The sequence below is a fragment of the Microcystis sp. M061S2 genome (genome assembly GCF_020245605.1).
Lineage (GTDB): Bacteria > Cyanobacteriota > Cyanobacteriia > Cyanobacteriales > Microcystaceae > Microcystis.
The window spans coordinates 54,759-78,049 of record NZ_JADBUP010000017.1; the positions used below are offsets into that span (position 1 = coordinate 54,759).

26 protein-coding genes are annotated in these 23,291 nt (G+C 42.5%); 14 read left to right on the plus strand and 12 right to left on the minus strand.

The window, feature by feature from the left end:
* Positions 1-17 precede the first annotated feature (17 nt).
* The 4 genes from IM475_RS02920 (at position 18) to IM475_RS02935 (ending at position 2,113) form a co-directional block, all read left to right on the plus strand.
* Positions 18-719 carry a DUF488 domain-containing protein gene (locus tag IM475_RS02920; RefSeq protein WP_287726627.1) on the plus strand — a complete coding sequence of 234 codons (702 nt, stop codon included), beginning with the start codon at positions 18-20 and terminating at the stop codon, positions 717-719.
* Complete coding sequence (locus IM475_RS02925) at positions 655-1,101, plus strand: DUF488 domain-containing protein (protein ID WP_002804177.1); 447 nt, start codon at positions 655-657, stop codon at positions 1,099-1,101. Before IM475_RS02920 ends, IM475_RS02925 begins: the two co-directional genes overlap by 65 nt.
* Positions 1,089-1,763: a dual OB domain-containing protein gene (locus IM475_RS02930; RefSeq protein WP_287726628.1), complete on the plus strand. Its 675-nt coding sequence runs from the start codon at positions 1,089-1,091 to the stop codon at positions 1,761-1,763. Before IM475_RS02925 ends, IM475_RS02930 begins: the two co-directional genes overlap by 13 nt.
* Positions 1,764-1,930: 167 nt before the next feature.
* Positions 1,931-2,113, plus strand: a complete 183-nt coding sequence (locus IM475_RS02935) for a hypothetical protein (protein ID WP_287726629.1) — start codon at positions 1,931-1,933, stop codon at positions 2,111-2,113.
* 14 nt (positions 2,114-2,127) lie between these two features.
* Here the strand turns inward: IM475_RS02935 and IM475_RS02940 are convergent, their stop codons facing one another.
* Positions 2,128-2,628 (minus strand): helix-turn-helix domain-containing protein, encoded by a 501-nt coding sequence (locus IM475_RS02940; RefSeq protein ID WP_287726630.1) that lies wholly within the window; start codon positions 2,626-2,628, stop codon positions 2,128-2,130.
* Positions 2,629-2,868: 240 nt separating this feature from the next.
* Here IM475_RS02940 and IM475_RS02945 point away from each other — a divergent pair, with 240 nt between their 5' ends.
* Positions 2,869-3,162 carry a hypothetical protein gene (locus IM475_RS02945; protein WP_287726631.1) on the plus strand — a complete coding sequence of 98 codons (294 nt, stop codon included), beginning with the start codon at positions 2,869-2,871 and terminating at the stop codon, positions 3,160-3,162.
* A gap of 144 nt (positions 3,163-3,306) precedes the next feature.
* Here the strand turns inward: IM475_RS02945 and IM475_RS02950 are convergent, their stop codons facing one another.
* The 7 genes from IM475_RS02950 to IM475_RS02980 form a co-directional block, all read right to left on the minus strand.
* Positions 3,307-3,525 (minus strand): DUF433 domain-containing protein, encoded by a 219-nt coding sequence (locus IM475_RS02950; RefSeq protein WP_002794870.1) that lies wholly within the window; start codon positions 3,523-3,525, stop codon positions 3,307-3,309.
* A gap of 309 nt (positions 3,526-3,834) precedes the next feature.
* Positions 3,835-5,523 carry a SulP family inorganic anion transporter gene (locus IM475_RS02955; protein ID WP_287726632.1) on the minus strand — a complete coding sequence of 563 codons (1,689 nt, stop codon included), beginning with the start codon at positions 5,521-5,523 and terminating at the stop codon, positions 3,835-3,837.
* 130 nt (positions 5,524-5,653) lie between these two features.
* Positions 5,654-6,337: a Mo-dependent nitrogenase C-terminal domain-containing protein gene (locus tag IM475_RS02960; protein WP_287726633.1), complete on the minus strand. Its 684-nt coding sequence runs from the start codon at positions 6,335-6,337 to the stop codon at positions 5,654-5,656.
* 239 nt (positions 6,338-6,576) lie between these two features.
* Complete coding sequence (locus IM475_RS02965; RefSeq protein ID WP_287726634.1) at positions 6,577-7,962, minus strand: UDP-glucose dehydrogenase family protein; 1,386 nt, start codon at positions 7,960-7,962, stop codon at positions 6,577-6,579.
* Positions 7,963-8,007: 45 nt separating this feature from the next.
* On the minus strand, positions 8,008-8,934 hold the full coding sequence (locus IM475_RS02970) for a UDP-glucuronic acid decarboxylase family protein (protein WP_002804188.1): 927 nt from the start codon (positions 8,932-8,934) through the stop codon (positions 8,008-8,010).
* A gap of 180 nt (positions 8,935-9,114) precedes the next feature.
* A complete protein-coding gene (locus IM475_RS02975) occupies positions 9,115-9,543 on the minus strand; it encodes a type II toxin-antitoxin system VapC family toxin (RefSeq protein ID WP_287657995.1) in 429 nt (142 codons plus the stop codon).
* Positions 9,540-9,776, minus strand: a complete 237-nt coding sequence (locus IM475_RS02980; RefSeq protein ID WP_002746188.1) for a hypothetical protein — start codon at positions 9,774-9,776, stop codon at positions 9,540-9,542. The genes IM475_RS02975 and IM475_RS02980 overlap by 4 nt, the downstream gene beginning before the upstream one ends.
* A gap of 336 nt (positions 9,777-10,112) precedes the next feature.
* Here IM475_RS02980 and polA point away from each other — a divergent pair, with 336 nt between their 5' ends.
* The 3 genes from polA to IM475_RS02995 are packed head-to-tail and all read left to right on the plus strand — an operon-like array spanning position 10,113 to position 13,518.
* Positions 10,113-12,983, plus strand: a complete 2,871-nt coding sequence (gene polA / locus IM475_RS02985) for a DNA polymerase I (protein ID WP_287726635.1) — start codon at positions 10,113-10,115, stop codon at positions 12,981-12,983.
* Positions 12,984-12,987: 4 nt separating this feature from the next.
* The gene (locus IM475_RS02990; RefSeq protein ID WP_002746191.1) at positions 12,988-13,233 is read left to right on the plus strand and encodes an NDH complex assembly factor CRR9; all 246 of its coding nucleotides are present in this window, start codon (positions 12,988-12,990) and stop codon (positions 13,231-13,233) included.
* 36 nt (positions 13,234-13,269) lie between these two features.
* Positions 13,270-13,518, plus strand: a complete 249-nt coding sequence (locus IM475_RS02995) for a heavy-metal-associated domain-containing protein (RefSeq protein ID WP_008206496.1) — start codon at positions 13,270-13,272, stop codon at positions 13,516-13,518.
* A gap of 202 nt (positions 13,519-13,720) precedes the next feature.
* Here IM475_RS02995 and IM475_RS03000 read toward each other — a convergent pair whose 3' ends face one another.
* From IM475_RS03000 to IM475_RS03010, 3 genes are read right to left on the minus strand one after another with little or no spacing between them, the layout of a single operon-like run.
* On the minus strand, positions 13,721-14,047 hold the full coding sequence (locus tag IM475_RS03000; RefSeq protein WP_287726636.1) for a HepT-like ribonuclease domain-containing protein: 327 nt from the start codon (positions 14,045-14,047) through the stop codon (positions 13,721-13,723).
* Positions 14,037-14,324, minus strand: coding sequence for a nucleotidyltransferase family protein (locus IM475_RS03005; protein WP_287726643.1), 288 nt, complete (start codon positions 14,322-14,324; stop codon positions 14,037-14,039). The genes IM475_RS03000 and IM475_RS03005 overlap by 11 nt, the downstream gene beginning before the upstream one ends.
* Before the next feature lie 23 nt (positions 14,325-14,347).
* On the minus strand, positions 14,348-14,641 hold the full coding sequence (locus IM475_RS03010) for a type I restriction enzyme HsdR N-terminal domain-containing protein (protein ID WP_287726637.1): 294 nt from the start codon (positions 14,639-14,641) through the stop codon (positions 14,348-14,350).
* Positions 14,642-15,079: 438 nt separating this feature from the next.
* On the opposite strand from IM475_RS03010, the gene petC reads away from it, so the two are divergent.
* The 4 genes from petC to IM475_RS03030 all read left to right on the plus strand — a co-directional run bounded on the left by petC (position 15,080) and on the right by IM475_RS03030 (position 19,656).
* Positions 15,080-15,619, plus strand: coding sequence for a cytochrome b6-f complex iron-sulfur subunit (gene petC, locus IM475_RS03015; protein WP_002789527.1), 540 nt, complete (start codon positions 15,080-15,082; stop codon positions 15,617-15,619).
* 43 nt (positions 15,620-15,662) lie between these two features.
* A complete protein-coding gene (petA, locus tag IM475_RS03020) occupies positions 15,663-16,649 on the plus strand; it encodes a cytochrome f (RefSeq protein ID WP_287726638.1) in 987 nt (328 codons plus the stop codon).
* Positions 16,650-16,782: 133 nt separating this feature from the next.
* Entirely contained in the window at positions 16,783-17,844 is a 1,062-nt protein-coding gene (locus IM475_RS03025; protein ID WP_287726639.1) for a mannose-1-phosphate guanylyltransferase, read from the plus strand.
* 162 nt (positions 17,845-18,006) lie between these two features.
* Positions 18,007-19,656 carry an ABC1 kinase family protein gene (locus IM475_RS03030; RefSeq protein ID WP_104396606.1) on the plus strand — a complete coding sequence of 550 codons (1,650 nt, stop codon included), beginning with the start codon at positions 18,007-18,009 and terminating at the stop codon, positions 19,654-19,656.
* A gap of 12 nt (positions 19,657-19,668) precedes the next feature.
* Here IM475_RS03030 and IM475_RS03035 read toward each other — a convergent pair whose 3' ends face one another.
* Positions 19,669-20,076 (minus strand): hypothetical protein, encoded by a 408-nt coding sequence (locus IM475_RS03035; RefSeq protein ID WP_287726640.1) that lies wholly within the window; start codon positions 20,074-20,076, stop codon positions 19,669-19,671.
* A gap of 180 nt (positions 20,077-20,256) precedes the next feature.
* Between IM475_RS03035 and argJ the strand changes: the two genes are divergently transcribed.
* On the plus strand, positions 20,257-21,498 hold the full coding sequence (gene argJ / locus IM475_RS03040) for a bifunctional ornithine acetyltransferase/N-acetylglutamate synthase (protein WP_002736235.1): 1,242 nt from the start codon (positions 20,257-20,259) through the stop codon (positions 21,496-21,498).
* Positions 21,499-21,764: 266 nt separating this feature from the next.
* Positions 21,765-23,159 (plus strand): pentapeptide repeat-containing protein, encoded by a 1,395-nt coding sequence (locus IM475_RS03045; RefSeq protein ID WP_287726641.1) that lies wholly within the window; start codon positions 21,765-21,767, stop codon positions 23,157-23,159.
* Positions 23,160-23,291: the final 132 nt, after the last annotated feature.

The following is a 23,291-nucleotide window of genomic DNA, read 5'->3' on the forward strand; positions in this document are numbered from 1 at the left end:
AAGGAATAATAATATTGATGCAGTTATTCACCATCGGTCACTCTAATCACGAAATTGCCTCATTTATGCTTCTACTTAAGAAGCATAATATAACTGCCCTTGCTGATGTTCGTTCTCATCCTTATAGCCGATTTCTCAAGCATTTTAATCAGTCAATATTGTCAAATGCTTTAAAAAGTGAAGGCATTTACTATGTGTTTTTGGGCAAGGAATTAGGAGCCAGACCGAGCAGCGAAGAATGTTATGTCAATGGTAAGGCTTTATACGAAAAAATTGCTAAAACATCTGATTTTAATCATGGAATTGAACGAATTTTACAGGGAGTGAAAAAACATCGAATTGCCCTTATGTGTGCGGAGAAAGACCCGATTGAATGTCATAGAGCGATTCTGGTTTGTCAACATCTACGTCATTGCGATTTAGATATTTATCATATTCTAAAAAATGGTGACTTGGAATCTCATGACCATTTGGAAGAAAGAATGCTGTTCAAACATAGTTTGACCGATTTTTCAGCCAGTAATCAAAAAGAAATTCAGCTTTCTTTATTTGTCGAGCCAAATAGCAATCTTCTCACAAAAGCAGAATGTTTGGAGAAAGCTTATAAGCTTCAGGGTGATGCAATTGCTTATATAGAAACAAGTGGTAATTATGATGAACAGGACAATCAATCTCTTTACAATCGGCTTTACTCAAAAGACTGCACAGAAGTTCTTTGATGACTTACAAAAAGCTGGCGTTAAGAGAGTTATAGATACTCGTTTAAATAATGTTTCCCAATTAGCAGGATTTAGTAAAAAAGCTGACCTAGAATATTTTTTAAAAGTCATCGGTGGCATTGACTATGTTCATGTTTTAGACTTAGCTCCAACTCAAGATATTCTTGATGAATATAAAAAGAAAAAAGTTGATTGGACAATATACGAACAAAAATTTAGACAACTTATTAGTAGCCGCAGGATTGAAACAAAAGTTTCTCCAGATGTAATTAATAACGCTTGTTTACTCTGTAGTGAGGCAAAACCTCATAATTGTCACCGTCGTTTAGTGGCGGAATATTTAAAGGAGAAATGGGGGAATATCAATATATGTCATCTCTGAAAAAAATTGTCTGTCTTGCTAATTCATGGAAATTAAATGAACGCTGTATCGCTGGAATTGATATTAGTTCAGGAAATTGGGTTCGTCCTGTGTGTGATTCTCTTTATCCAGAAGATGGCAGGGTTCCACGATCAGTTAGACTAATTTCTGGTAAAGAACCAAAAGTTTTAGATATTCTCGAAATTCCCCTTGCTGATACTGGCAATGATTTTGGGTTTGAATCGGAAAATTTTTCCGTTTTACCCGGTGAATGGAAATGTGTAGGTAGATTCAATATCAATAATTTGGGAAAGTATTGTAGAACCCCAACAAAAATACTGCACAATTCAATTAAATATGTTAATCCTTCTTATTTGAAAAACCTTAATTTCAATCAACGTTATACTCTCCAGTTGATTCAAGTGCAGAGTTTTAGAGTATATCAAAAAGAAAATTCAAAAGGAAATTTTGAGTGGCGTGGCACAATTACAACAGCGAATGGTAACAGTTTGACAGAAGCAAAGATAACTGATCCCGTATTTGTCGAGAAATTAAATACAGGCTATCAACCTCAGCAAAACTGTTTTGTTACCGTCAGTCTTAGTCTGCCTTGGATCTCTTCGGCAAATTGGGAAGGAGAAGCTCCCTGCTGGAAATTAATAGCAGCTGTAATTGAATTATAGGAATTACGGCTAGACAACTTTTTTATAGGTTGTTGGCTCGAAAAAATCTCTGTTCGTGAAATTTTCAGAGCTATGAACAGTTGAGTTTAACAGACTGAAGTGGGCGAGGTAAATTTAGCATGAATGCTGGAGCGATCAAGCGAAAATAAGGCTCTTCTCAACTTTGTGTGATAAGTTTAACTTATATAGTAGTGATCGATCTTTGTGTTCTCTGTGTCTCTGTGGTTCCTTCCACTCCCTCGCCCGCAAGACTGTATCTTAGAATACATTTTACCCACCAAATCCAAAAGAACCCCATTTCCCTATCCTTGTCAATTGTGGATCAAAGCAGCTTGACATCCATATCTTGATAAAATTATCAAAGTTACTCTGGTTTGAGACTATCTAAAATTAATTTTATATCTAAATCAAGAGCTTGAGCAATTTGTTCGATTGTTAATCCTAATCCTATTAGTTTGGGAACAGTTTCTAGTTTTGCTTTAATAACATTGTTTTCAGTTTTATAAATATGATAATTTTCTATTTCTCGATTATTAGAAGGGTTATGACAAAAAGTAACCTGATCAATTTTTACAGATTTATTACCCAAATTATTAATACTATTGCTGACAATTAACCTTTCAATTGCTGATCGAACAGTTGATTTATTTAATTCTTCCCCTAACACTTCCGAAAGAATGCGCCAAAGTTCATAGGCTTTATCTCTGGCATGACCTTCAGAACAATTATATTTTTCTGCTATTTTTGCATATTTCTGACCATCAAAAACGTTCTTTAAAATCCCTAATTGCAATGTATCGAGATGCTTTCCCGTGTGGTCAAAAACCAGATTATCAATAAGTGAGAAGACTTCTTGGGTATCCATGGGAGTAATGTTAAGATTTGGGGACATAATACCGTCATTATCCGTTATTTTCCGACATAGTTAACAAAACTTCCGACAATATCCGTTTTTTTCCGTCTTGAAAATGTTTAAACTTATTAGTTAGGATGGTACTGTTTATGGTTGTTTTTGCAGTAACTACTCACTATGAGAGCCATTAAAATCCTCTGTATGTTCATTGGGTTGGGATTAATTCATTCTGCTCCCATACAAGCAAACAATATGAGTAATGATATTTTAATTAGCCAATCTCGTCGTCAGTATGAATGTACGCGGAACGGGGTTAATCCCACTATATCAGGTTCTCTGTTTTCAGATGGATATAACTGTTTAATACCTATATCAGCAGGTAAGTGTGTAGGTTATGCTGATGCTTTTGGATACAGTCGTATTGGTAATTCAGATCCTAGAGGAATGATAAGCTGTAAGAATGTCGAAATTGCAGAAGATAGACTAACAGGGAAAAAGTATTATCGATTTAGTTCAGGAGATAAATTTATCTTGGAAGGAAAATAAGTTTATTTTAGATTCTGTAATTATCTTTACAGTTGACCATTCTTGATCCCAGTCCATCCCATTTGCGGAACAGTTTTGATATTATAACCTGTAAACTCCCTCATTAATCTTCGGTCAATACATTCATCTAAAAGAAGCCTCATTTCACGCTACCCTATCAATAAGCTCTTTTTCAAATTCTGCAAGTAAGCTAATAACTCGTTCTCTTGTTACCGTCGGAAAACCCTCTAAAAAATCATCAATTGATTCTCCTGCTTTAAGATAATCAAAAAGTGTTTGTATCGGAACTCTAGTACCTGAAAAAACAGGAACACCACTCATAGTTTCAGGAGATACATTGATAAGAGGCGAATATTTAGCCATTTTGATTACCTTCTTAGCTTCTACAGAGTACATTAACCCAGAGCAATACGTCTTGTCTTCATATTCTAGCCTAGATTCTTGAAAAATGGCTTAAATTCAGCTTCAACAGTTTAGGGAAGTGGCTTTCGATTAATAATACTAAAATGAACAATAATCTAAAATCAAGCCGATAATGACTAAATGCAACCGACGGAAGCCCAACTTAGACAACTCTATCAGCTAATTTCAATAAAGTCCGAAAACTATGCACGGGTAGGTTCTTTATGGGAGGGGATGGGGGTGATGACCTTCTCGACCCCTAACTATCAGTTAACGATTTTTAAAAGCTTCGATCGCCGCCGGCAAAGTATAGTAAATCCTCTCCTCGCTAATTTTATCTAACAAGCGGGAACGTTGCAATTCTAAGTACAGATCGTGTTTAACCCTAGCGAGAGCGAAAACTATACCCCGTCTTGATAATTCTGCCGCTAGTTCCTCGAGAATCTCCACGGCTGTACTATCCAATTCCCCAAGGGCCTCCGTATTCAAGACAAACCATTCTACCGGTTTTGTCTCCCGGGCAATGGCACTGAGAGCGCGACGTTTAAAGTCGGCCGCATTAGCAAAAAATAAGGGGGCATCGTAACGATAGATAACTAACCCTGGTATTGTTTGCGCTTCTGGCCAATCCTGGAGAGCGTGTAAACCCATCACCCCCGGAACCGTACCCAAGACGGCATCATCGGGCCGGGTAATGCGGGCCAATAAATCGATAACCGAGAGACCGATGGCGATGGCAACCCCGCTTAAAATCCCCGTGGTTAGCACCCCCACCATGGTCAGGACAGCGAGATTAAACTCACTATTGCGAAAGCTTTTTAGTCGTTTAGCGCCGGCGATATCCAGCAGTTTACAGGCCGCATAAATCACCAGCGCACCCAAAGCAGCCTTGGGAAAGAGTGCCAGTACCGGACCGAGCAGGAAAATGACCGCCACCACCACCACTGCCACCACCAGGGAGTAAAGCTGACTTTTACTGCCCACCGAATCGCCCACTGCGGTGCGACTGGCGCTGCTGCTGATGGGAAATCCCTGACAAAAACCCGCTGCCAGATTCCCCAGTCCTAGGGCTAAAAATTCTTGATTGGCATCGATTTCTTGGTTATGGTGTCTGGCGAAGGCTCTGGCGGTCAAGACGTTATCGGAATAGCCGACCAGGGCAATGCCGACGGCCGCGGTTCCTAGGGGTAGTAATTGGGAAAAATCTAGGGTTGGTAAGCCAAAATTAGGCAAAGTATTGCTAATTTTCCCCACTACTGCCACCCCTTCTTGATCGAGATGGAGGGTAGCGACGGCGAGGGTTCCCAGTAAAACCGCCAGCAAGGGTCCCGGTGCTTTGGGAAAATATTTTTGGATGACAAATAGAAATAGTAGCAGCAATAGAGCGAGGCTAAGGGTTGGCCAGTGCCATTGGTTTATTCCCTGAAAAAAAGCGAAAATTTCTTTAAAAACCGTATTTTCACTGATTGACAAACCACTAATTTTACCCAGTTGTCCCGCAATCATGATCACCGCCACTCCCGCCATATAACCGATCAGGATCGGTTTGGAGAGTAAATTAGCTAGAAATCCCAAGCGGGCGATATAACCAACTAAACAGATTAAACCGACCATTAGGGCTAAAAAAGCCGCTAAACTGCCGTAATTTTCTCCTTGAAGGCTCACCAGAGGTGCGATCGCTGCCGCCGTCATCACTGCCGTGGTCGATTCTGGTCCGAGGGATAGTTGCGATGAGGAGCCGAAAAAGGCATAAACTAGGGCAGCCGGCACGAGAGTCCACAATCCCACCACCGGCTCGACCCCGGCCAGGTCGCCGTAAGCCATACACTGGGGAATAGCGTAGGCCGCCACAGTGACGCCGGCGAGTATATCTCGGCCTAGCCACTGCCATTGATAGGAGCGCAGGTTTTTTAGCCCGGGTAAATCAGGAAAATCGACTCGTCGGGAGTTTTTACTCATAGTTTTTCTCTCTTAACGGCGACTTAACCTAATTTTAACGGAAGAATTAGCTAGGAAAAGCCTTTAGGCTAAGATATTTTCTGTCAGCATCATATTTATACCATGTTAGCCGCAATTTTAGTTAAATTGGCTAAATATACTCGGAAATATCCTCTTGACAATCATCGGCTAAGTATGATAGGGCCCGGAAGCGTAAACCGACTAATTGCTCGTAGAGAGGATTTAACTTGCACAGAGGCGGAATATGGACTAATTTATGACCAAACAGCACGATATCGCGTTCAAAAGGACATTGAGGTGGCACCATTTTGCAGATAAACCGGGCCAAACGCGGATCGTGCATTTCTACCCCATCTAACCAATCTTTGAGGGGATGCAGCAGATCTGGGTGGGGATGTTCGGCACTGATAAACTCAGATTTCTGCGCTTCCGTGGTAATTTCGGGAATTTCACAGATAGTATGTTCTAAAGCTGACAGGGCCTCGATTTCTAACCCGAAAGCGTCCCGATAACTATGCAGTAATGCCGCTTCTGCGGGGGAATAAATGCCATCGGCGATCGCCACCATCACCGCCGTGCGCAGGAAGTTTTCTGATATTTTCGGGTCATGACCGAAACTTGCGGCCAATTCTTCGGGACTAATCGATTGATAGAGAACGTGGTCGTCATCTAATTCTAATTCGTGAGCGAAACGGGCGATCGATTCCTGTTCGCTGGCGCTATAATCCCCATCAGACCAGGCAATTGTCAGTAATCCCCGTAACCAGTCCCTAACTTGTTCGTTAGTGTAGCGATATTGAACAGAGCTAACCATAGGTATTGCTAAAACTGATTTCTAGTTTCTCAATTCAATTCTACCCATCACCCCCGGATTCTAGTAGCCCCGTTCATATCATGTAACCATTGCAACTATCCTTAGGGTCAGCTAGGAATTTTTTGGTTTTCAGTCGGCATAATCGGGCAATTTTCGCCTCCAGGAACAGGGGTAAGGGTTGGTGCTTTTTGCTCCTTCCCCAACCGCGTCAGTCCTGCTGAAAAGGCGGATTCCTGGGATTAACGGCCAATCCCCAGGTAACGGAAACCGGCTGCTGTCACCACCGCAGGATCGAGGAAATTGCGACCATCAATTAACACGGGTTCGCGCATGGTTTTAACCATTTTGCCGTAGTCGAGACGGAGGAATTCTTGCCATTCCGTCACCACCACCAAAGCGTCACAACCATCGGCCAATCTTTCCGGATCCGATTCGATAATCACACCGCTTAAACCGTGACTTAAACCACTTTGGGAAACGATCGGATCATAGGCTTTTACCTTAGCACCTAAACGATTTAACTGTTCGATCATGGTTAAAGCCGGAGCATCGCGCATATCATCGGTATCGGGTTTAAAAGTTAATCCCAACAAACCGACGGTTTTACCCTTGAGGATTTTTAATTCCTGTTGCAGTTTTTCGATCGCAATTGTTCGTTGACGTTTGTTAACATTGATAGCGGCGTTAAGTAATTCCGTTTCGTAACCGTAGTCTTCTGCGGTATGTACCAAAGCGGACACATCTTTGGGGAAACAGGAACCCCCCCAACCGATCCCGGCCGAGAGAAACTTGCTGCCGATACGGGAATCTAAACCGATACCTTTAGCCACTTGGGTGACATCGGCCCCGACGCGATCGCAAATGTTAGCTACTTCGTTAATAAAGCTAATTTTGGTGGCTAGGAAGGCATTAGCAGCGTATTTAATCATTTCCGCCGAACTGAGATCCGTAACCACTACGGGAACGGGAGGCAAGGAGGGATGTTCAGAGAATTGACGTTCAACCAAAGGCGCGTACAATTCCTTCATCATTTCGATGGCTTTCGGGTTATTACTGCCTAAAACAATACGATCAGGGTTAAAAGTATCATAAACTGCCGAACCTTCGCGTAAAAATTCGGGATTGCTGACCACATCGAATTCCGCTTCGATGCGTTCTAGTGTACTAATACCGCCACCAGCGGCCACGAGATTTTTTTGTCTCTCGGCCACGCCATCGAGGACGATCATCCGTACCCAATCCCCAGAACCGATGGGAACGGTAGATTTATTGACGATTACTTTATAACCACCGTTGAGATGGGCCCCAATACCCCGGGCCACTGCTTCCACATAACGGGTGTCACTTTCCCCCGTGGGTAGTGCTGGTGTACCAACAGCGATAAAGAGGATTTCGCCGTGTTTAACTCCCGCTTCTAGGTCTGTGGAAAATTCCAGATTGCCGGAGGCTGCCGAAGACTGCATTAATTCCGATAACCCCGGTTCATAGATGGGAGATTGTCCCGATTTCATTAATTTGACTTTTTCTTCATTGTTATCAATACAGATAACATGATGGCCGATATGTGCTAGGCACACTCCGGTGACTAAACCCACATAACCGGTTCCGATAACACAAACACGCATGATAATTACTCCAGTGACAATTAAGTTAAATTCATTGATTAGGGATTAGCTGAGACGAGAACGGAAATCCTCAATCGTCATTTTTAAACCCTGACTTAGAGGAATGGTTGGACTCCAATCCAGATAGGTTTTAGCACGAGTGATATCCGGTTGTCGTTGCTTGGGATCATCTTCCGGCAGTGGTTTATAGACCAATTCGGCCTCGGGATTAATCATGCCTTGGATCACTTGCGCTAATTCCAGAATTGTGTATTCGTCGGGATTGCCTAAATTAACCGGCCCGATAAAATCCCCATTCATCAAACGCATTAACCCTTCCACCAGGTCAGAAACATAGCAGAAACTGCGGGTTTGGGAACCTTGACCATAAACCGTCAGGGGTTCACCGCGCAAAGCTTGCACCACGAAATTACTCACCACTCGACCATCGTTTTCCAGCATTCGCGGGCCGTAGGTGTTGAAAATCCGGGCCACCCGGATATCGACCTTATGCTCCCGATAATACTCAAAAGCTAGGGTTTCCGCCACCCTTTTACCTTCGTCATAACAGGAACGGGGCCCAATGCAGTTGACATTGCCTCGATATTCTTCTGTTTGCGGATGCACATCGGGATCGCCGTAGACTTCCGAGGTAGAAGCGAGCAAAAATCGCGCTTTTACCCTTTTAGCTAACCCCAGCATATACATGGTCCCTAAAACATTGGTTTTAATCGTTTTGACGGGGTTATATTGATAGTGGATCGGGGAAGCAGGACAGGCCAGGTGATAAATCTGATCGACTTCTAAACGGATCGGCTCGGTGATATCGTGACGAATTAGCTCAAAATAAGGATTTCCTAGCCATTTAACGATATTTCGGCGGGTCCCCGTGTAGAAGTTATCCAGACAGATCACTTCATGACCCTGTTCCATCAAGCGATCGATTAGATGGGAACCAATAAAACCAGCACCGCCTGTAACTAGGATTCTCATGTAATCGCAAAGTAAACATATAAAATTATTCTTAAAATACCCTTACGCTGGTTTTTTGGCAAATATTTTTTTGAGGCGGTGATAACTGATCAGCGATCGCCGATGCCAAGCTAATGGCTGAATAATGGCTCGGTAATCCTTAAAAAATATAACAATTTTCGTAGTCATCCCTACAGAGTTCTATATCGTCCAATCTTGTAGGCGTAAATTAGGGATTTGAGAGAAATCACGATAATTGCGTGTTACTAAAATACTGTTTTCTGATAAACTAATCGCTGCAATTCTTAAATCTTGTGTTCCTATACGAATTTTTTGCTCCCGTAATTCTCTGAAATGATAATGAGCTTCTAAAGTATAGTTCAAAATTTTAAATTTGCTCAGATAATTAACTATATCTCTCAAACCTTGATAGCCTTTGATTAACTTTTCATATTGATTGCTTTGAGAGTATTTTCTGATCACGCTGAACCATCCTCTTACTTGTTCTTCTAAAGTAATAATCGTTATAGCAATATCATCAGGATCGATAGACGCTACTCTCCGAACTAAGTTCGGATGTAGTTTTTGCAGTAGGGTTATATGATCGGTATCTAATATATATTGAGTCACGGTGTTTCAACTTGTTGACTGTCTTCTTGGTCAACTTTTTGACGATAGGTTTCTATACTCTCTATGACTTCATCTAAGAGGGGATTATAGGTTAGTGTAACTGGTATATTGAGCAGTGGATGCTCTTGTTGTTGTTTTTTCTGCGCTAATTTTTCAAATAATTGGTTTTGTTCTTCTAAAGAAAGTTGATCGATAGATTCTATAATCTGGCTAAGAGAAAGATGAGGAGTCATAAATTACAAGCCTTTTTGACTAGATATTGATGCTAGTGTAGCATAATTCCCTTCGCTAACAGCTTTAAAACAGAGCCTACAGTAATCGGCATTTTTCTGATAGTTCCCTAGTGGTACAAACAGGATGCCTGTAAATGCTATTGATGCAATTGGTAGCACAGGCATCGGCCGCCTGTAAAGAGATAGAAAGATTTAAGTTTAGAACAATGCCAGCCTATGTTATACTCTAAACAGAAAACCCCCCCTTGTCAAATTTGGGCAAATTCGGGCAAAATAGGGAATGTAAATTTTATATACTATTTAGTATTATTTTGATAGGATTAAAGAGGCTAGATTATGACCAGTGCCGAGCAAAATAAGCTATTTATCCTGATCGATGGGCATTCTTTGGCTTTTCGTGCCTATTATGCCTTTGCTAAGTCTCGTTCTGGTCCTCTGCGTACTTCTAGCGGCATTCCCACCAGTGTTTGTTTTGGGTTTTTAAATTCTCTGCTGCAGTTACTAGAAACTCAAAAACCCACTTATTTAGCAGTTGCTTTTGATTTAGCAGCTCCTTCTTTTCGCCATGAAGCTGATGTTAATTATAAGGCTAATCGGCAAGAAACTCCCGAAGAATTTCGCCCCGATTTAACTAATCTGCAAAGTCTCTTGACAGTGATGAATATTCCTATTGTGACTTCCCCGGGTTACGAAGCAGATGATGTTTTAGGAACTTTGGCAAAACAAGCCGGTGATCATGGTTATACTGTTAAGATTTTAACAGGCGATCGAGATTTATTCCAATTGGTAGATGAGGAGAAAAAAACCACGGTTCTCTATCTGGATATTAATGCGGTCAAAAGTACATCGGGACAGGGTTATACAGAATTTAATTCCCAAGCTGTCACGGAAAAGTTAGGGGTGACACCAAAACAGGTAGTAGATTTTAAAGCTCTTTGCGGTGATAAGTCTGATAATATCCCCGGTGTGCGCGGAATTGGCGAAAAAACAGCGATAGATTTATTAAAAAAATACGATAACTTAGACGATATATATACCAATCTGGAATCGATCAAGGGAATGGTAAAAACTAAATTATTAGAGGGTAAAACTGCCGCCGAAAGTTCTCGCTATTTAGCCAAAATTGCCCTTGATGCCCCCGTTAGTCTCGAAGAGGATAAATTTCGTCTCCGAGGTTTTGATCGGCGTTTAGTTAAACCTTTATTGGCAAGATTAGAGTTAAAGAAAATTCTCCAGAAACTCGATCAAATTCAACAGCATCTAGGTGGCACTCCTACCCTAGAATTAACTAGCGATGCTGATTCTAATCAATTGTCTCTGTTTGATTTACCCCCTATTTCTTCACCGGTTCTAATTGCTCCCGACATTATTGATACTATTCCTAAGTTAGATGCTTTACTGGCAAAATTAACAACTTTTACTAATCCACATTTTCCCGTCGCTTGGGACACCGAAACCACGGATTTAAATCCTCGTGTAGCCAAATTAGTCGGGATCGGTTGCTGTTGGGGAAAAGAATTAAATGCTATGGCCTATATTCCCATCGGCCACCAGAGCGGTGATAATTTAAATCTAGAGATAGTTCTCGAAAAATTACGCCCAATTTTAGCCAGTGATGATTATCCGAAAGTCTTCCAGAATGCGAAATTTGATATTGATGTTTTTTATCATCAAGGAATTACCATTAAAGGTCTAGTTTTTGATACTATGGTGGCTAGTTATGTCCTCCATCCCGAACTAACTCATAATCTCGAAGATTTATGCGATCGCTATTTAACTGGTATCACTTCCCTTAGTTATAAAAGTCTCGGTATTCCTACGGGAAAAACTATCGCTGATTTAGATATTAACACCACTGCTAACTACTGCGGATTAGATGCCTATGCTACCTATTTACTTCGAGAAAAATTACAGGCAGAATTAACTAAAATTCCCTCTTTATATCAATTATTCTCTGAAATAGAATCTCCCTTAGTGATGGTGCTGTGGCGAATGGAAAATTATGGTATAAAAATTAATATCAATTATCTAAAAAACTTATCCCAGCAACTAGAAAGAGACTTGGCAGACATAGAAAAAAAAGCTTATGAATCCATCGGAGAAACCTTTAATCTTAGCTCTCCTAAACAGTTAAGTGAAATCCTTTTTGATCGATTAGCACTCAACCGCAAAAAATCCAGAAAAACTAAAACAGGTTACTCCACCGATCAAAGTGTTTTAGAGAAACTACAAGGAGATCATCCCCTGATTGATTATATCCTTGAACATCGCACCTTATCCAAATTAAAATCCACCTATGTGGATGCTTTACCGAAATTAGCCGAACCAAAAACCGCACGAGTACATACAGATTTTAATCAAACCATCACCAGCACCGGACGCTTATCATCCTCCAATCCTAACCTGCAAAATATCCCCATTCGCAGTGAATTTTCCAGGCGAATTCGTCAAGCTTTTATCCCCGAAGATGGTTACTTATTAGTGTCAGCGGACTACTCACAAATCGAGTTAAGAATTCTCGCTCATCTCAGTCAAGAACCAGTTTTATTAGAAGCCTATCGTAGTAATCAAGATGTTCATAAAGTCACTGCTCAATTGCTCTTTGATAAAGGGGAAATTACCCCCGAAGAACGCAGTTTAGGAAAAACAATTAACTTCGGAGTTATTTATGGCATGGGAGCGCAAAAATTCGCCCGTGAATCGAAATTAACCGTAGAACAGGGCAGAAAATTTATTGAAAAATATCATCAACGTTATGCCCAAGTATTTGAGTATTTAGAAAATAGCAAAAAACAAGCGATCGCTCAGGGATATGTAGAAACAATTTTGGGCAGAAGACGTTATTTTAACTTCGATAATCCCCTCTTAAAAAGACTGCGGGGACTGTCCTTACATGACATCGATTTAGATAGCCTCAAACTCAACAACGAGGAAGCACAATTATTAAGATCGGCCGCTAATGCGCCCATTCAGGGTTCCAGTGCTGATATTATTAAAGTAGCGATGGTAAAATTGGCCGAGGTACTGCAAAATTATCGAGCGAGATTACTGCTGCAAGTCCATGATGAATTAGTCTTGGAAGTACCGAGGGAAGAATGGCCATCCCTAGAGTCAAAAATCAAGACTACTATGGAAGAAGCTGTCTCCTTGACGATCCCTCTCTTGGTAGAAATAAAAGCCGGTGACAATTGGATGGAAACCAAATAAAACTATGATCGAAAACAGACAATTTTTAACCCCAGAAGAATCCGCAGATGTGGACGCTGCCCTCTTAACTTCTCCCGAAAAATTCCTGACTCGTTTAACGATTTCTTCCCTACGCTTACTAAAAATAATCGCCGAAGATACGGGAGTAACCCTAGAAGAACTAACCCATAAACAGGTCATTCAATGGCTAGAAAAAGATAGTCAACTGCGTCGGGAACAGGGGATCGAAGCGGCAGTGCTGAAATGGTAAATAAACTCTTAAAAAATCAGCTACCCCTGACAATTTATGCTAGTTTTTAGCTATGAAGTTACTGGAGTTACAACAATGACAATTACCCTAAAAGTGCCTAGTATTGCCTGTGAAGGTTGCGCTAATACCATTACTAAAGCGATTAATAATCAGCAACCGGCAGCCCAAATATCGGTGGATGTAGCCAATAAAATCGTCACGGTAGAAACCACCGCATCCCGCGCAGAAATTGCCCAATGGATCAGCGAAGTCGGCCATACTGTTGAGTCTGGGAGTGAGGGTTGACATCCTTCTCCCTTAAAAATATACCTCTAATAAAAATCAAGGGTAGTTCTATTTTTGTGTTGTTCAGATTAGTTTGACTCCCAAGCTTTCTAGTTGTTGGTTTATCCAAGCGGTTGCCGTTTCTTCCTCGGTTTCTATCGCTTTTTATACTCCTATTTTAGCAATTTCTAAGAGTTGTTTGGATTTTGCTTTTAAAGCACTCTTAGAGTAAGGGTGTGATCGCTTTCAAAAGTTCTGTTAATTTATTTTCAACTATGTCCCATACCACATCCAAATCAAGCTGATCGTATTTATGAACAATGACATCTCGCATTCCAGCCATTTCTCGCCAAGGAATTTCTGGATGTTGTTGACGGAAGATTACAGAAAGACGTTTAGTCGCTTCACCAATAATGGTAATTTGGTAGAGGATGGCAGACAATTTTTCATCATTGTTTTCCAATTCTGATTTACCGATACCATCGGTATAGCGCAAAATACGTCTAATAGAATTTACAATGTCGATTAGAGATTCTTGATCACGAGGCATATATAATCTGTGCTGATTCTAAAATGTTTTTACATCTTAGCCAGTTATCACTCCGTTTGAGTGCTGCTTTCACAATTAAATCTACTTTTCGATTGAAAATTGCTTGCAGTTCATCGCGCATTTGTAGGGTTTCGGTTAAACCTCGTTTAGCAGTTGGGGAAAAGGTAATTAAAATATCAATATCGCTATCTGAACGGAAATCTTCGCGTAAAACTGAACCAAATAATGCCAATTCGGTGACTTGCCACTTTTGACAAAATGCTTTAATTTGTTCCATTGGTAGATTTATTTTTGTGTTCATCAGATTAGGTTTACTCCCAAGCTTTCTAGTCTGCCAAAATTAACCCCATACTCCACCTGAATGCGACTGAGAGGATAATGTAAGCGATCGCTTAAAACCCTTAAATATAATTGTCTAATCGCTTCTTCTGGGGTAAGTTTAATCTCTTTTTTCCGTACTAAGCAAATTGTATAGGGAGCTTCCCCATTTTTCGTCTTTTTCAGCGTAATTGTCTGCTCTAATTGCTCAATTTCTGCTGGCGTAAACTGGGACAACTTATAACTTGAGTCTTTGAGAAGATCAGCTAATTTCATAGGTTAAAGATGATAGAGATAAATAAAGATTTTTATACCGAGCCTTGAAAGAAATCCCAGCCTTGACAAATTGAGTTAAGTAATCTATTTATGCAAGACTTTTCCCTGTACAAGCCGGTAGGCATGACTTGAAATCATTGTATTCTTGGCTACTAACTTAAGTTAAAGGTATATGGGGACTTAACTTTTCTATTGGATCAAATTTTTTAAGATTCTTTCGATGTTTGCGGTTTCTCATCTCGGCAAAAGCGAGCAAACAGCGATCGCATTTGGGGCAGCTTTGCCGTGGCAATTGTCCGTGACTCAATATCTGTAATAATCTAATACAGCCCTTGTAAACCTTCTTTAAGCTCTGGGTTTTCGTCTTGATCGAGATGCACAAAATCGCCCTTAGATGAGAATTAGTTTACAAAAATTTACATTTGGAGATAAGGAGCAATGAGTCAAGTTTCCGGTACAGATGTTCCCGATTTGGGTCGTCGTCAATTTATGAACCTGTTGACCTTTGGTACAATTACCGGAGTAGCAGCGGGGGCTTTGTATCCGATTGTTAAGTATTTTATTCCCCCCTCGGCCGGTGGTACGGGTGGCGGTGTCACCGCTAAAGATGCCCTAGGCAATGATGTGATTGTCAGTCAATTTCTGGGAAGCCATAACGCTGGCGATCGCACCTTAGCCCAAGGTTTAAAAGGCGACCCCACCTATTTAGTCGTCCAAGAGGACAAAACCCTGGCCAACTACGGAATTAACGCCGTCTGCACCCACTTAGGTTGTGTGGTGCCTTGGAATGCCAGCGAAGAAAAATTCATGTGTCCTTGCCACGGTTCCCAGTACAATGCCGAAGGAAAAGTAGTTCGCGGTCCAGCGCCTCTATCCTTAGCCCTCGCCCATGCCAACGTCACCGATAATGATAAAGTCGTCTTCTCCACTTGGACGGAAACCGACTTCCGCACCGGCGAAGAACCCTGGTGGTCCTAGATTATTCAATGTGACGAGATTTGGAATTATTCAACCGATAGAGATGAGAACATTCAACTTTTTAAGCTTCCCGCAAGTCCACAGACAGGCCCTAGTGAAAGCTGTCCTCGTGGCGATCGCTACCGTTTCCCTACTCCTAACCAGCGATGTCATTAACCCCCAATCTGCCCAAGCATATCCTTTTTGGGCGCAACAAACCGCCCCAGAAACCCCCAGAGAAGCAACCGGTCGGATTGTCTGCGCGAACTGCCATTTAGCCCAAAAACCCGTCGAAATTGAAATCCCCCACTCGGTATTACCCGATAGCGTCTTTGAGGCAGTAGTAAAAATCCCCTACGATCCCGCCAGTCAACAGGTGTTAGGAGACGGATCCAAGGGGGGTTTAAACGTCGGTGCAGTCTTAATGCTACCAGATGGTTTTAAAATCGCGCCCCCCGATCGCATTCCCGAAGAAATGCAGGAAAAACTCGGTGGAGTCTATTTCCAATCCTACAAAGAAGGTCAAGATAACGTGGTTATCGTCGGCCCCTTACCCGGTGATCAATACAAAGAAATCGTTTTCCCCGTCCTGGCCCCCGATCCTAGCCAAAATAAAGGTATTCACTTCGGTAAATATGCTGTGCATTTAGGGGCCAATCGTGGTCGCGGTCAAGTGTACCCCACCGGTGAACTCAGCAATAATAACGCTTTCAAAGCTTCTACCGCAGGTACAATTAGCCAGATCAGCAAAACCGAAGCCGGTGGTTATGAAGTCACCATCACTTCCGAAGCTGGCCCCGTGGTGGAAAATATTCCCGCAGGTCCTGAGTTAATCGTCTCGGAAGGTCAAGCGATCGAAGTGGGACAATTTTTAACCAGTAACCCCAATGTCGGCGGTTTTGGTCAAAAAGATACGGAAGTTGTCCTGCAAAATCCCGGCCGGATCAAAGGATTAGTTTTATTCCTCGGTGGTATTATGCTCTGCCAAATCCTCTTAGTTATTAAGAAAAAACAAGTGGAAACAGTACAAGCGGCCGAAATGAATTTCTAATCGCAATATTTCGGTTATTTTTGCTAGAAAGCGGGTTATTTGCCCGCTTTTTAGCTTTGAGTCGGGAAAACGCTCACCCCTCGCTGCCGTCTGATACAATCGGTTCAGCTTAACCGATAAGTGTCAATTTTTTATGAATCAGTCGCTTGTTCCAGTCATTCTCGCCGGTGGTAAAGGGGAACGTTTTTGGCCTCTCAGTCGTCTAGCGCGTCCGAAACAGTTTCTCTGTCTTGATGGTAGTGGTCGCAGTCTTTTACAAGCAACGGCCGATCGTCTATTATCTTTAGGGGCAGGTTGGGAAAATCTCTGGGTAATTACCGCTAGTGCGATCGCTGATGGTGTCCGCGAACAACTGCCTGATTTACCGGAGAGTAACCTATTAGTGGAACCGGTGGGCAAGGATACGGCCCCGGCTGTGACTTGGGCTACTTTAGAAGTGATAAAACGTTATGGTAAGGAAGTGGCGATCGGTTTTTTTCCTGCCGATCATTATATTGGTGATCAAGAGGCTTATATTAACACTTTAAAAGCGGCCGTAGAAGTGGCCGTCAGCCAAAAAGCGATCGTTACTTTAGGGATTAAACCCGATTATCCCTCCACCGGTTACGGTTATATCGAACAGGGAGAAAATCAAGGCGAATTTAATGGTTTACCCGTCTATAAAGTTAGTCGTTTTACGGAAAAACCCGATCGCACCACGGCCGAAAAATTCCTAGAAACGGGACTTTTTAGCTGGAATAGCGGAATGTTTATCTTTCAGGGACAAGTGGTTTTAGAGGAGCTAAAAACCCACGCTAATAATATTTTACAGCCTCTGATCGATCGGGGCATCGCTGCCTATGAGGATTTAGAGAAAAAAAGTATTGATTATGCTTTGATGGAAAAAACCCAACTCGCTTACGTTTTACCCGCTAATTTCGGTTGGGATGATCTGGGAGATTGGAATTCTCTGGAAAGATTACTAGAAGCAAAGGGCAAAAATATTGAACTGGCCAATCATGTCGGTTTGGATACGGAAGGCTCTATTATCTATGCTAGTGATGAGGAAGAAGCGATCGTTACTATTGGTTTAAAAGATCTGGTAATTGTTCGCGACGGTAAAGCGACTCTCGTTGTCCACAAAGATCGTACCCAAGATATTAAACAAGTTCTCAAGCACTTACAAACCGATCCCAAATTAGAGAAATTGTTATAGGATCGATATTAGTTACCAGCTTTTTCAGTAATCAGTAAACAGTAATCATTGAAAAGACAGTAGGAAACTTTTATTTAATACTGCTCACTTAAAACTCAAATCTGATCACTGGTAACTTCCCCACTGATAACTGATAACTGATCACTGATAACTGATAATACCGTGTTCTCACTCCCCCAAACCAGTCAAAGACAAAAAGAAATCCTTGAGATAGTTCTCGGCAACGGTTGGGACTATATGCGCGGGGTTTTAACCTTAGGAAAAACAGAAAATCCCCAGATTCCCACCCCAGAAGTTCTCAAAAAAATCCTTGTGGAATTGGGGCCTTTTTACGTCAAATTGGGACAGTTACTTAGTACCCGTCCCGATCTGCTACCCGCTAATTATATCGAGGCTTTAACTGCTCTACAAGCGCAAGTTCCTCCCGTTGCTTGGACAGATATAGAAATAGTCATCACCGAACAGTTAGCAAAACCGATCGAACAGGTATTTAAATATATTAATCCCCAACCGATCGCCGCAGGCTCGATCGGGCAAATTCATCGGGCAACTTTATTATCTGGGGAGGAAGTAGCGATTAAAGTCTTGCGTCCGGGTATCGAAAAAATTGTCGCCCAAGATAGTGCCTTAATTAAGGGAATTGCTGATTTAGTTGCCCTAACAGAATTTGGTCAAAGTTATGACGTTGTTAACTTAGCAGAGGAGTTTATTAAAGCAGTCAATGCGGAATTAGATTTCACCCAAGAAGGTCATTATACTGACCAATTACGCTATAATTTAACCCAGAGTCGGTGGTCAGAACCCAAACAGTTAGTTATTCCTAAAATTTATTGGGACTTAACTAATTCCAAGCTATTAGTGTTAGAATGGTTAGAAGGAAAACAAATTTTAGAGGCTGATGTTTCTAGACCGCCAACTGAGCAAGCAATTTCCCAAAGAAAAAGCGAAATAACTAGGATTTTGTTTCGGTCATTTTTTCAACAAATTTATATTGATGGCTTCTTTCATGCCGATCCCCATCCGGGTAATATTTTCTATCTTGACGATGGTAGAGTAGCTTTAATTGACTGTGGTATGGTGGGCAGATTAGACCCACAAACTCAACAAATTTTAACAGAATTGTTATTAGCAATTGTTGACTTAGATGCCAAAAGATGCAGTCAACTAACTATTAAACTGTCCGAGTCAGTGGTGCCGATTACTTTAGTACAATTAGAGGTGGATTATGAGCGGATGTTGCGAAAATATTATAACCTCAATTTAAATCAAATTAACTTTAGTGAGGTGGTTTATGAACTTTTGCAAATTGCCCGTCGCAATAGAATTAAACTTCCGGGTAATTTAGGTTTATTCGCCAAAAGTCTCGCTAATTTAGAAGGAACTGCCCGAAAATTTAATCCTGATATTAATATCCTGGAAGAAGTCAAACCGCTATTAACTAATATTCTTGAACAACAGTTAATCGGTAGCACTCCCCTACAAACTGCCCTAAGAACAGTTTTAGACTTGAAATCTTTTTCCCTGAAATATCCCCGTCAAATTGAAGTTTTACTAGATGGTTTAACCTCGGAAACTTTAAATGTTAATCTGAAAATTCGCGACTTAGATAATCTCCGTCGCAGTTTAGATAATTCCGCCAATCGACTAGCTTTTAGTGTGATTATTGGCTCCTTAATTATCGGGGCCGCCATTGTCACAGCCAGCACCCAATCTCGGCAATTAACTATTATTAGTACCGTATTATTTGCTACAGCTAGTTTTATCGGTTTATGGTTAGTTGTCGGTATCCTGCGATCGGGGAGATTGCGCTAGAAATTATCGCCATTAAATTAAGATTTGTTGTTGTAAAAATTTCGCCCACCGACTGGCCAATTCAACTTCAGTAAAAGGAATTTTTTCAGGTGATCGCTCCTTAAAAATAAATTCTAGGAAAGGGGAACCCTGCGGGGGAAGAGCATCTAAATCCACCACTTGATTATTAACTAACAAACGGATTTCTTTGACCTCCTCTAGGGAAAAAGTTTGTAAATTAATCACTCCCTTACGAGTTGGTTTTCCCCAAGTGATAATGTTATCTTTTTGACCTAAGACAGAATATATATCATACTTAGCTCGCTCGAAGTTTTCGGCCCATTGTCGATATATTTCCAGTTTTTGGTATTCATTCCAACCACTCCAAGCCAACCAAATAAATAGAATTAATAAAGGTGTCCACAATAAACCGCGTTCCATAAACTATCTCTCCAAAATTCTGGCCAATTAATCGTATTTTAGGCTAATTTGCAGCCAGGAATTATCAGCCGTCGGCCTTTTTTCCCCACTTCCCAACCCGAAACGGTCAAACCCTTTGCTAATTTTTGGCTTTTTACTTGCTATAATCGAGTGTCGAATTTGAGTAGGAGACGGGAGAAAATGGCCGATTGGCAGGAAATAGAGGGGGGGATCACGGCCCCAAAAGGATTTAAATCCGCAGGGATGGCCGCGGGCCTAAAACCGTCCGGTTTGCCCGATTTAGCCCTCATTGTCTCGGAAACAGAAGCGATCGCCGCCGGAGTCTTTACCACCAGTCAAGTGCGGGCCGCTTGCGTCGATTATTGCCGTCAACGCCTACAAACTAAAGCCAGCGCCAGGGCGATTTTGTGTAATGCTGGCCAAGCAAACGCCGCCACGGGGGAAGCTGGATGGCAAGATGCTCTCGATAGTGCCGCCGCCTTGAGCCAAGTGTTAGGGATTCCCGCCGATGCAATTTTGCTGGCTTCTACGGGAGTGATCGGGCAACGGATTCGCATGGATGCGTTAACCGCCGCTTTACCGACCTTAGCGGGTTTATTGTCGGAAAATGGTGGCGAAAGCACGGCCCGGGCGATTATGACCACGGATCTAGTCCCCAAATCGATCGCCTTGCAAACCACCATCGATGGTCGTCCGGTCACAATTGGGGGAATTGCCAAGGGATCGGGGATGATTCACCCGAATATGGCGACGATGCTCTCCTTTATTACCTGTGATGCCGCAGTATCGACGGTTCTCTGGCAAAGTATGTTAAGTCGGGCGGCTAATAAAAGTTTTAATCAGATTACGGTGGATGGGGACACCAGTACCAATGACAGTCTGATCGCCTTGGCTAATGGTCAATCGCGCACCACGGCGATCACAGAAATGGGCCGGGATGCCCAAAAGTTAGAGGCCATGTTAACGGAAGTTTGTCAATACCTGGCCAAAGCGATCGCCCGGGATGGGGAAGGAGCCACCTGTTTAATAGAAGTGCGGGTTTCGGGGGCGGCCGATGATCAGTCCGCTCGTCAGATTGCTCGCACCATTGCCGGTTCTTCCTTAGTAAAATCGGCGGTTTTCGGTCGAGATCCCAACTGGGGACGAATTGCGGCGGCCGCGGGCCGGGCCGGGGTTGTCTTCCATCAAGAAGATCTGCAAATCAAGTTAGGCGACTTCGTGATGATGGAAAATGGTCAACCGCTGGCGTTCGATCGAGCTAGTGCCAGTAATTACCTGAAAGCGGCAGCAAGCGGGGCTTATTTACGAGAAGATACCGTTTTAATGTCTATCTGTATCGGTAACGGTTCAGGAACAGGTACGGCCTGGGGTTGCGATCTTAGTTACGATTACGTCAAAATTAACGCCGAGTACACCACTTAAAGCGATCGATTCTTTAAACAGGCTCTCTTGTCCTTGCTGGATTGTATCCCAACAGCTTGATCAACGGTTGATGTTAGGCTCTAGTCTATACCGACAATCTCGATGATCGATCCTGTTGATTACACAGCATCCGAGAGAGCCGATTACTCGATTAACAGATAAACTTTAATGGTTGGATTTTACTCTCTTTCAACCGGCCTCGAAAACAGTTTTGTTAGTCCCTCAGTCCCTTGGCAAAATCCATCTATTGGCGGGGAAAACGCTGCATGGCCCAGAAAAAATCACCACGAATTCCTTTAGAATTGCACCAGATCAAGGCTCACGAGTTTTATCAAAAACGGCTGGCATCGGGTAAAGAAGGCAATGAGATAGATGACTGGCAGCAAGCGAAAGAATATTTTAGCCAACATCCCAGAGCGATTTTTGCTTGGAATCTAAAGATGCCCTATCGCGGGGGAAAAAGGCTAATTAAAAGATTGTTGCTATCGCTCCAGTCTCTTGTCAGAGTTGCTTGGAAACTGCTAATCTTTCCCTTCTGGCTATTTCAGCAAATACCGGGGCTTTTTGCCCGTGAAGACAAAGACAGCCGCACCTTTGCCATTGATGTGGTCAAAACGATTATTTCTGCCCTGGGATTAATTGCTACCCTTTCGGCAGGAATCGGACTTTTTGTCAATTATCGCAATTCTCAAGCGGAAATGCGACTGACTCAGGAACGTCTTATTACCGAGCGCTTCTCGAAAGCTGTCGAGCAAATCGGTAATACTAAAGAGGAGGTGGTAATTGGCGGCATTTATTCCCTAGAGCGAATTGCCAAAGATTCTCCCAAGGATCAATGGACAATTATGGAAGTGCTGACTTCCTACATTCGTAAAAATTCCCCCATTCCCTCGAATATTCAACAACTGAAGCCAGAGGAAAGACAGAAGGCCCTAGAAAAACTCCCTTCCGTGAGTATTCCAGTTCAGGCCGCTTTAACGGTAATCGGGCGGCGTAAAGTTGAGAATGACCAAGCCGGGGATAATTTGGCTGAAACAAATGACCCTTATAAAATTAAATTTCTTGATTTAAGTGGGACAAATTTGAGGGAAGCCAACCTCAACGGAGCCAACCTCATCGGAGCCGACCTCATCGGAGCCAACCTCATCGGAGCCAACCTCAACGGAGCCTACCTCAACGGAGCCAAACTCTGGGGAGCCTACCTCGACGGAGCCAACCTCAACGGAGCCAACCTCAACGGAGCCAACCTCATCCTAGCCAACCTCAACCGAGCCTACCTCTACGGAGCCAACCTCTACGGAGCCCAACTCTACCGAGCCAACCTCTACCGAGCCAACCTCTACGGAGCCATCCTCTACAGAGCCAACCTCAAGGGAGCCAACCTCAAGGGAGCCAACCTCAAGGGAGCCAACCTCAAGGGAGCCAACCTCATCCTAGCCAACCTCATCCTAGCCAACCTCTACGGAGCCGAGGATCTTTATCCAGAACAAATTAAATCGGCCTGCTTTTGGGAAAAAGCAATATACACGGAATCCAAGTGGGATGAAGATAAACAATTATGGGTGGCTGAGGACCCAAAAGCCAATCAACGAGAAATCGAGAAACTCAAAAGGGACAAAAACTCAGATCCGCGAAATCCGATCAATTGTAATACTAAATAACGTCAGTTCGGGATAAGGGAGGAAAGAAAAGGCGGGGGCTAGTAAGCTGAAAAATATATAAACTCAGCACCCCCAACCCATCTATGTCTAGTCTAGAAGCTCTTTTCTGTCATGTCGACGACTTCTGCCGTG

Coding starts and splice junctions, on each gene's coding strand:
- IM475_RS02920 (WP_287726627.1), top strand. CDS start 18: ATGCAGTTATTCACCATCGGTCACTCTAATCACGAAATTGCCTCATTT.
- IM475_RS02925 (WP_002804177.1), top strand. CDS start 655: ATGAACAGGACAATCAATCTCTTTACAATCGGCTTTACTCAAAAGACT.
- IM475_RS02930 (WP_287726628.1), top strand. CDS start 1,089: ATGTCATCTCTGAAAAAAATTGTCTGTCTTGCTAATTCATGGAAATTA.
- IM475_RS02940 (WP_287726630.1), bottom strand. CDS start 2,628: ATGGATACCCAAGAAGTCTTCTCACTTATTGATAATCTGGTTTTTGAC.
- IM475_RS02945 (WP_287726631.1), top strand. CDS start 2,869: ATGAGTAATGATATTTTAATTAGCCAATCTCGTCGTCAGTATGAATGT.
- IM475_RS02950 (WP_002794870.1), bottom strand. CDS start 3,525: ATGGCTAAATATTCGCCTCTTATCAATGTATCTCCTGAAACTATGAGT.
- IM475_RS02955 (WP_287726632.1), bottom strand. CDS start 5,523: ATGAGTAAAAACTCCCGACGAGTCGATTTTCCTGATTTACCCGGGCTA.
- IM475_RS02960 (WP_287726633.1), bottom strand. CDS start 6,337: ATGGTTAGCTCTGTTCAATATCGCTACACTAACGAACAAGTTAGGGAC.
- IM475_RS02965 (WP_287726634.1), bottom strand. CDS start 7,962: ATGCGTGTTTGTGTTATCGGAACCGGTTATGTGGGTTTAGTCACCGGA.
- IM475_RS02970 (WP_002804188.1), bottom strand. CDS start 8,934: ATGAGAATCCTAGTTACAGGCGGTGCTGGTTTTATTGGTTCCCATCTA.
- IM475_RS02980 (WP_002746188.1), bottom strand. CDS start 9,776: ATGACTCCTCATCTTTCTCTTAGCCAGATTATAGAATCTATCGATCAA.
- polA (WP_287726635.1), top strand. CDS start 10,113: ATGACCAGTGCCGAGCAAAATAAGCTATTTATCCTGATCGATGGGCAT.
- IM475_RS02990 (WP_002746191.1), top strand. CDS start 12,988: ATGATCGAAAACAGACAATTTTTAACCCCAGAAGAATCCGCAGATGTG.
- IM475_RS02995 (WP_008206496.1), top strand. CDS start 13,270: ATGCTAGTTTTTAGCTATGAAGTTACTGGAGTTACAACAATGACAATT.
- IM475_RS03000 (WP_287726636.1), bottom strand. CDS start 14,047: ATGCCTCGTGATCAAGAATCTCTAATCGACATTGTAAATTCTATTAGA.
- IM475_RS03005 (WP_287726643.1), bottom strand. CDS start 14,324: ATGGAACAAATTAAAGCATTTTGTCAAAAGTGGCAAGTCACCGAATTG.
- IM475_RS03010 (WP_287726637.1), bottom strand. CDS start 14,641: ATGAAATTAGCTGATCTTCTCAAAGACTCAAGTTATAAGTTGTCCCAG.
- petC (WP_002789527.1), top strand. CDS start 15,080: ATGAGTCAAGTTTCCGGTACAGATGTTCCCGATTTGGGTCGTCGTCAA.
- petA (WP_287726638.1), top strand. CDS start 15,663: ATGAGAACATTCAACTTTTTAAGCTTCCCGCAAGTCCACAGACAGGCC.
- IM475_RS03025 (WP_287726639.1), top strand. CDS start 16,783: ATGAATCAGTCGCTTGTTCCAGTCATTCTCGCCGGTGGTAAAGGGGAA.
- IM475_RS03035 (WP_287726640.1), bottom strand. CDS start 20,076: ATGGAACGCGGTTTATTGTGGACACCTTTATTAATTCTATTTATTTGG.
- argJ (WP_002736235.1), top strand. CDS start 20,257: ATGGCCGATTGGCAGGAAATAGAGGGGGGGATCACGGCCCCAAAAGGA.
- IM475_RS03045 (WP_287726641.1), top strand. CDS start 21,765: ATGGCCCAGAAAAAATCACCACGAATTCCTTTAGAATTGCACCAGATC.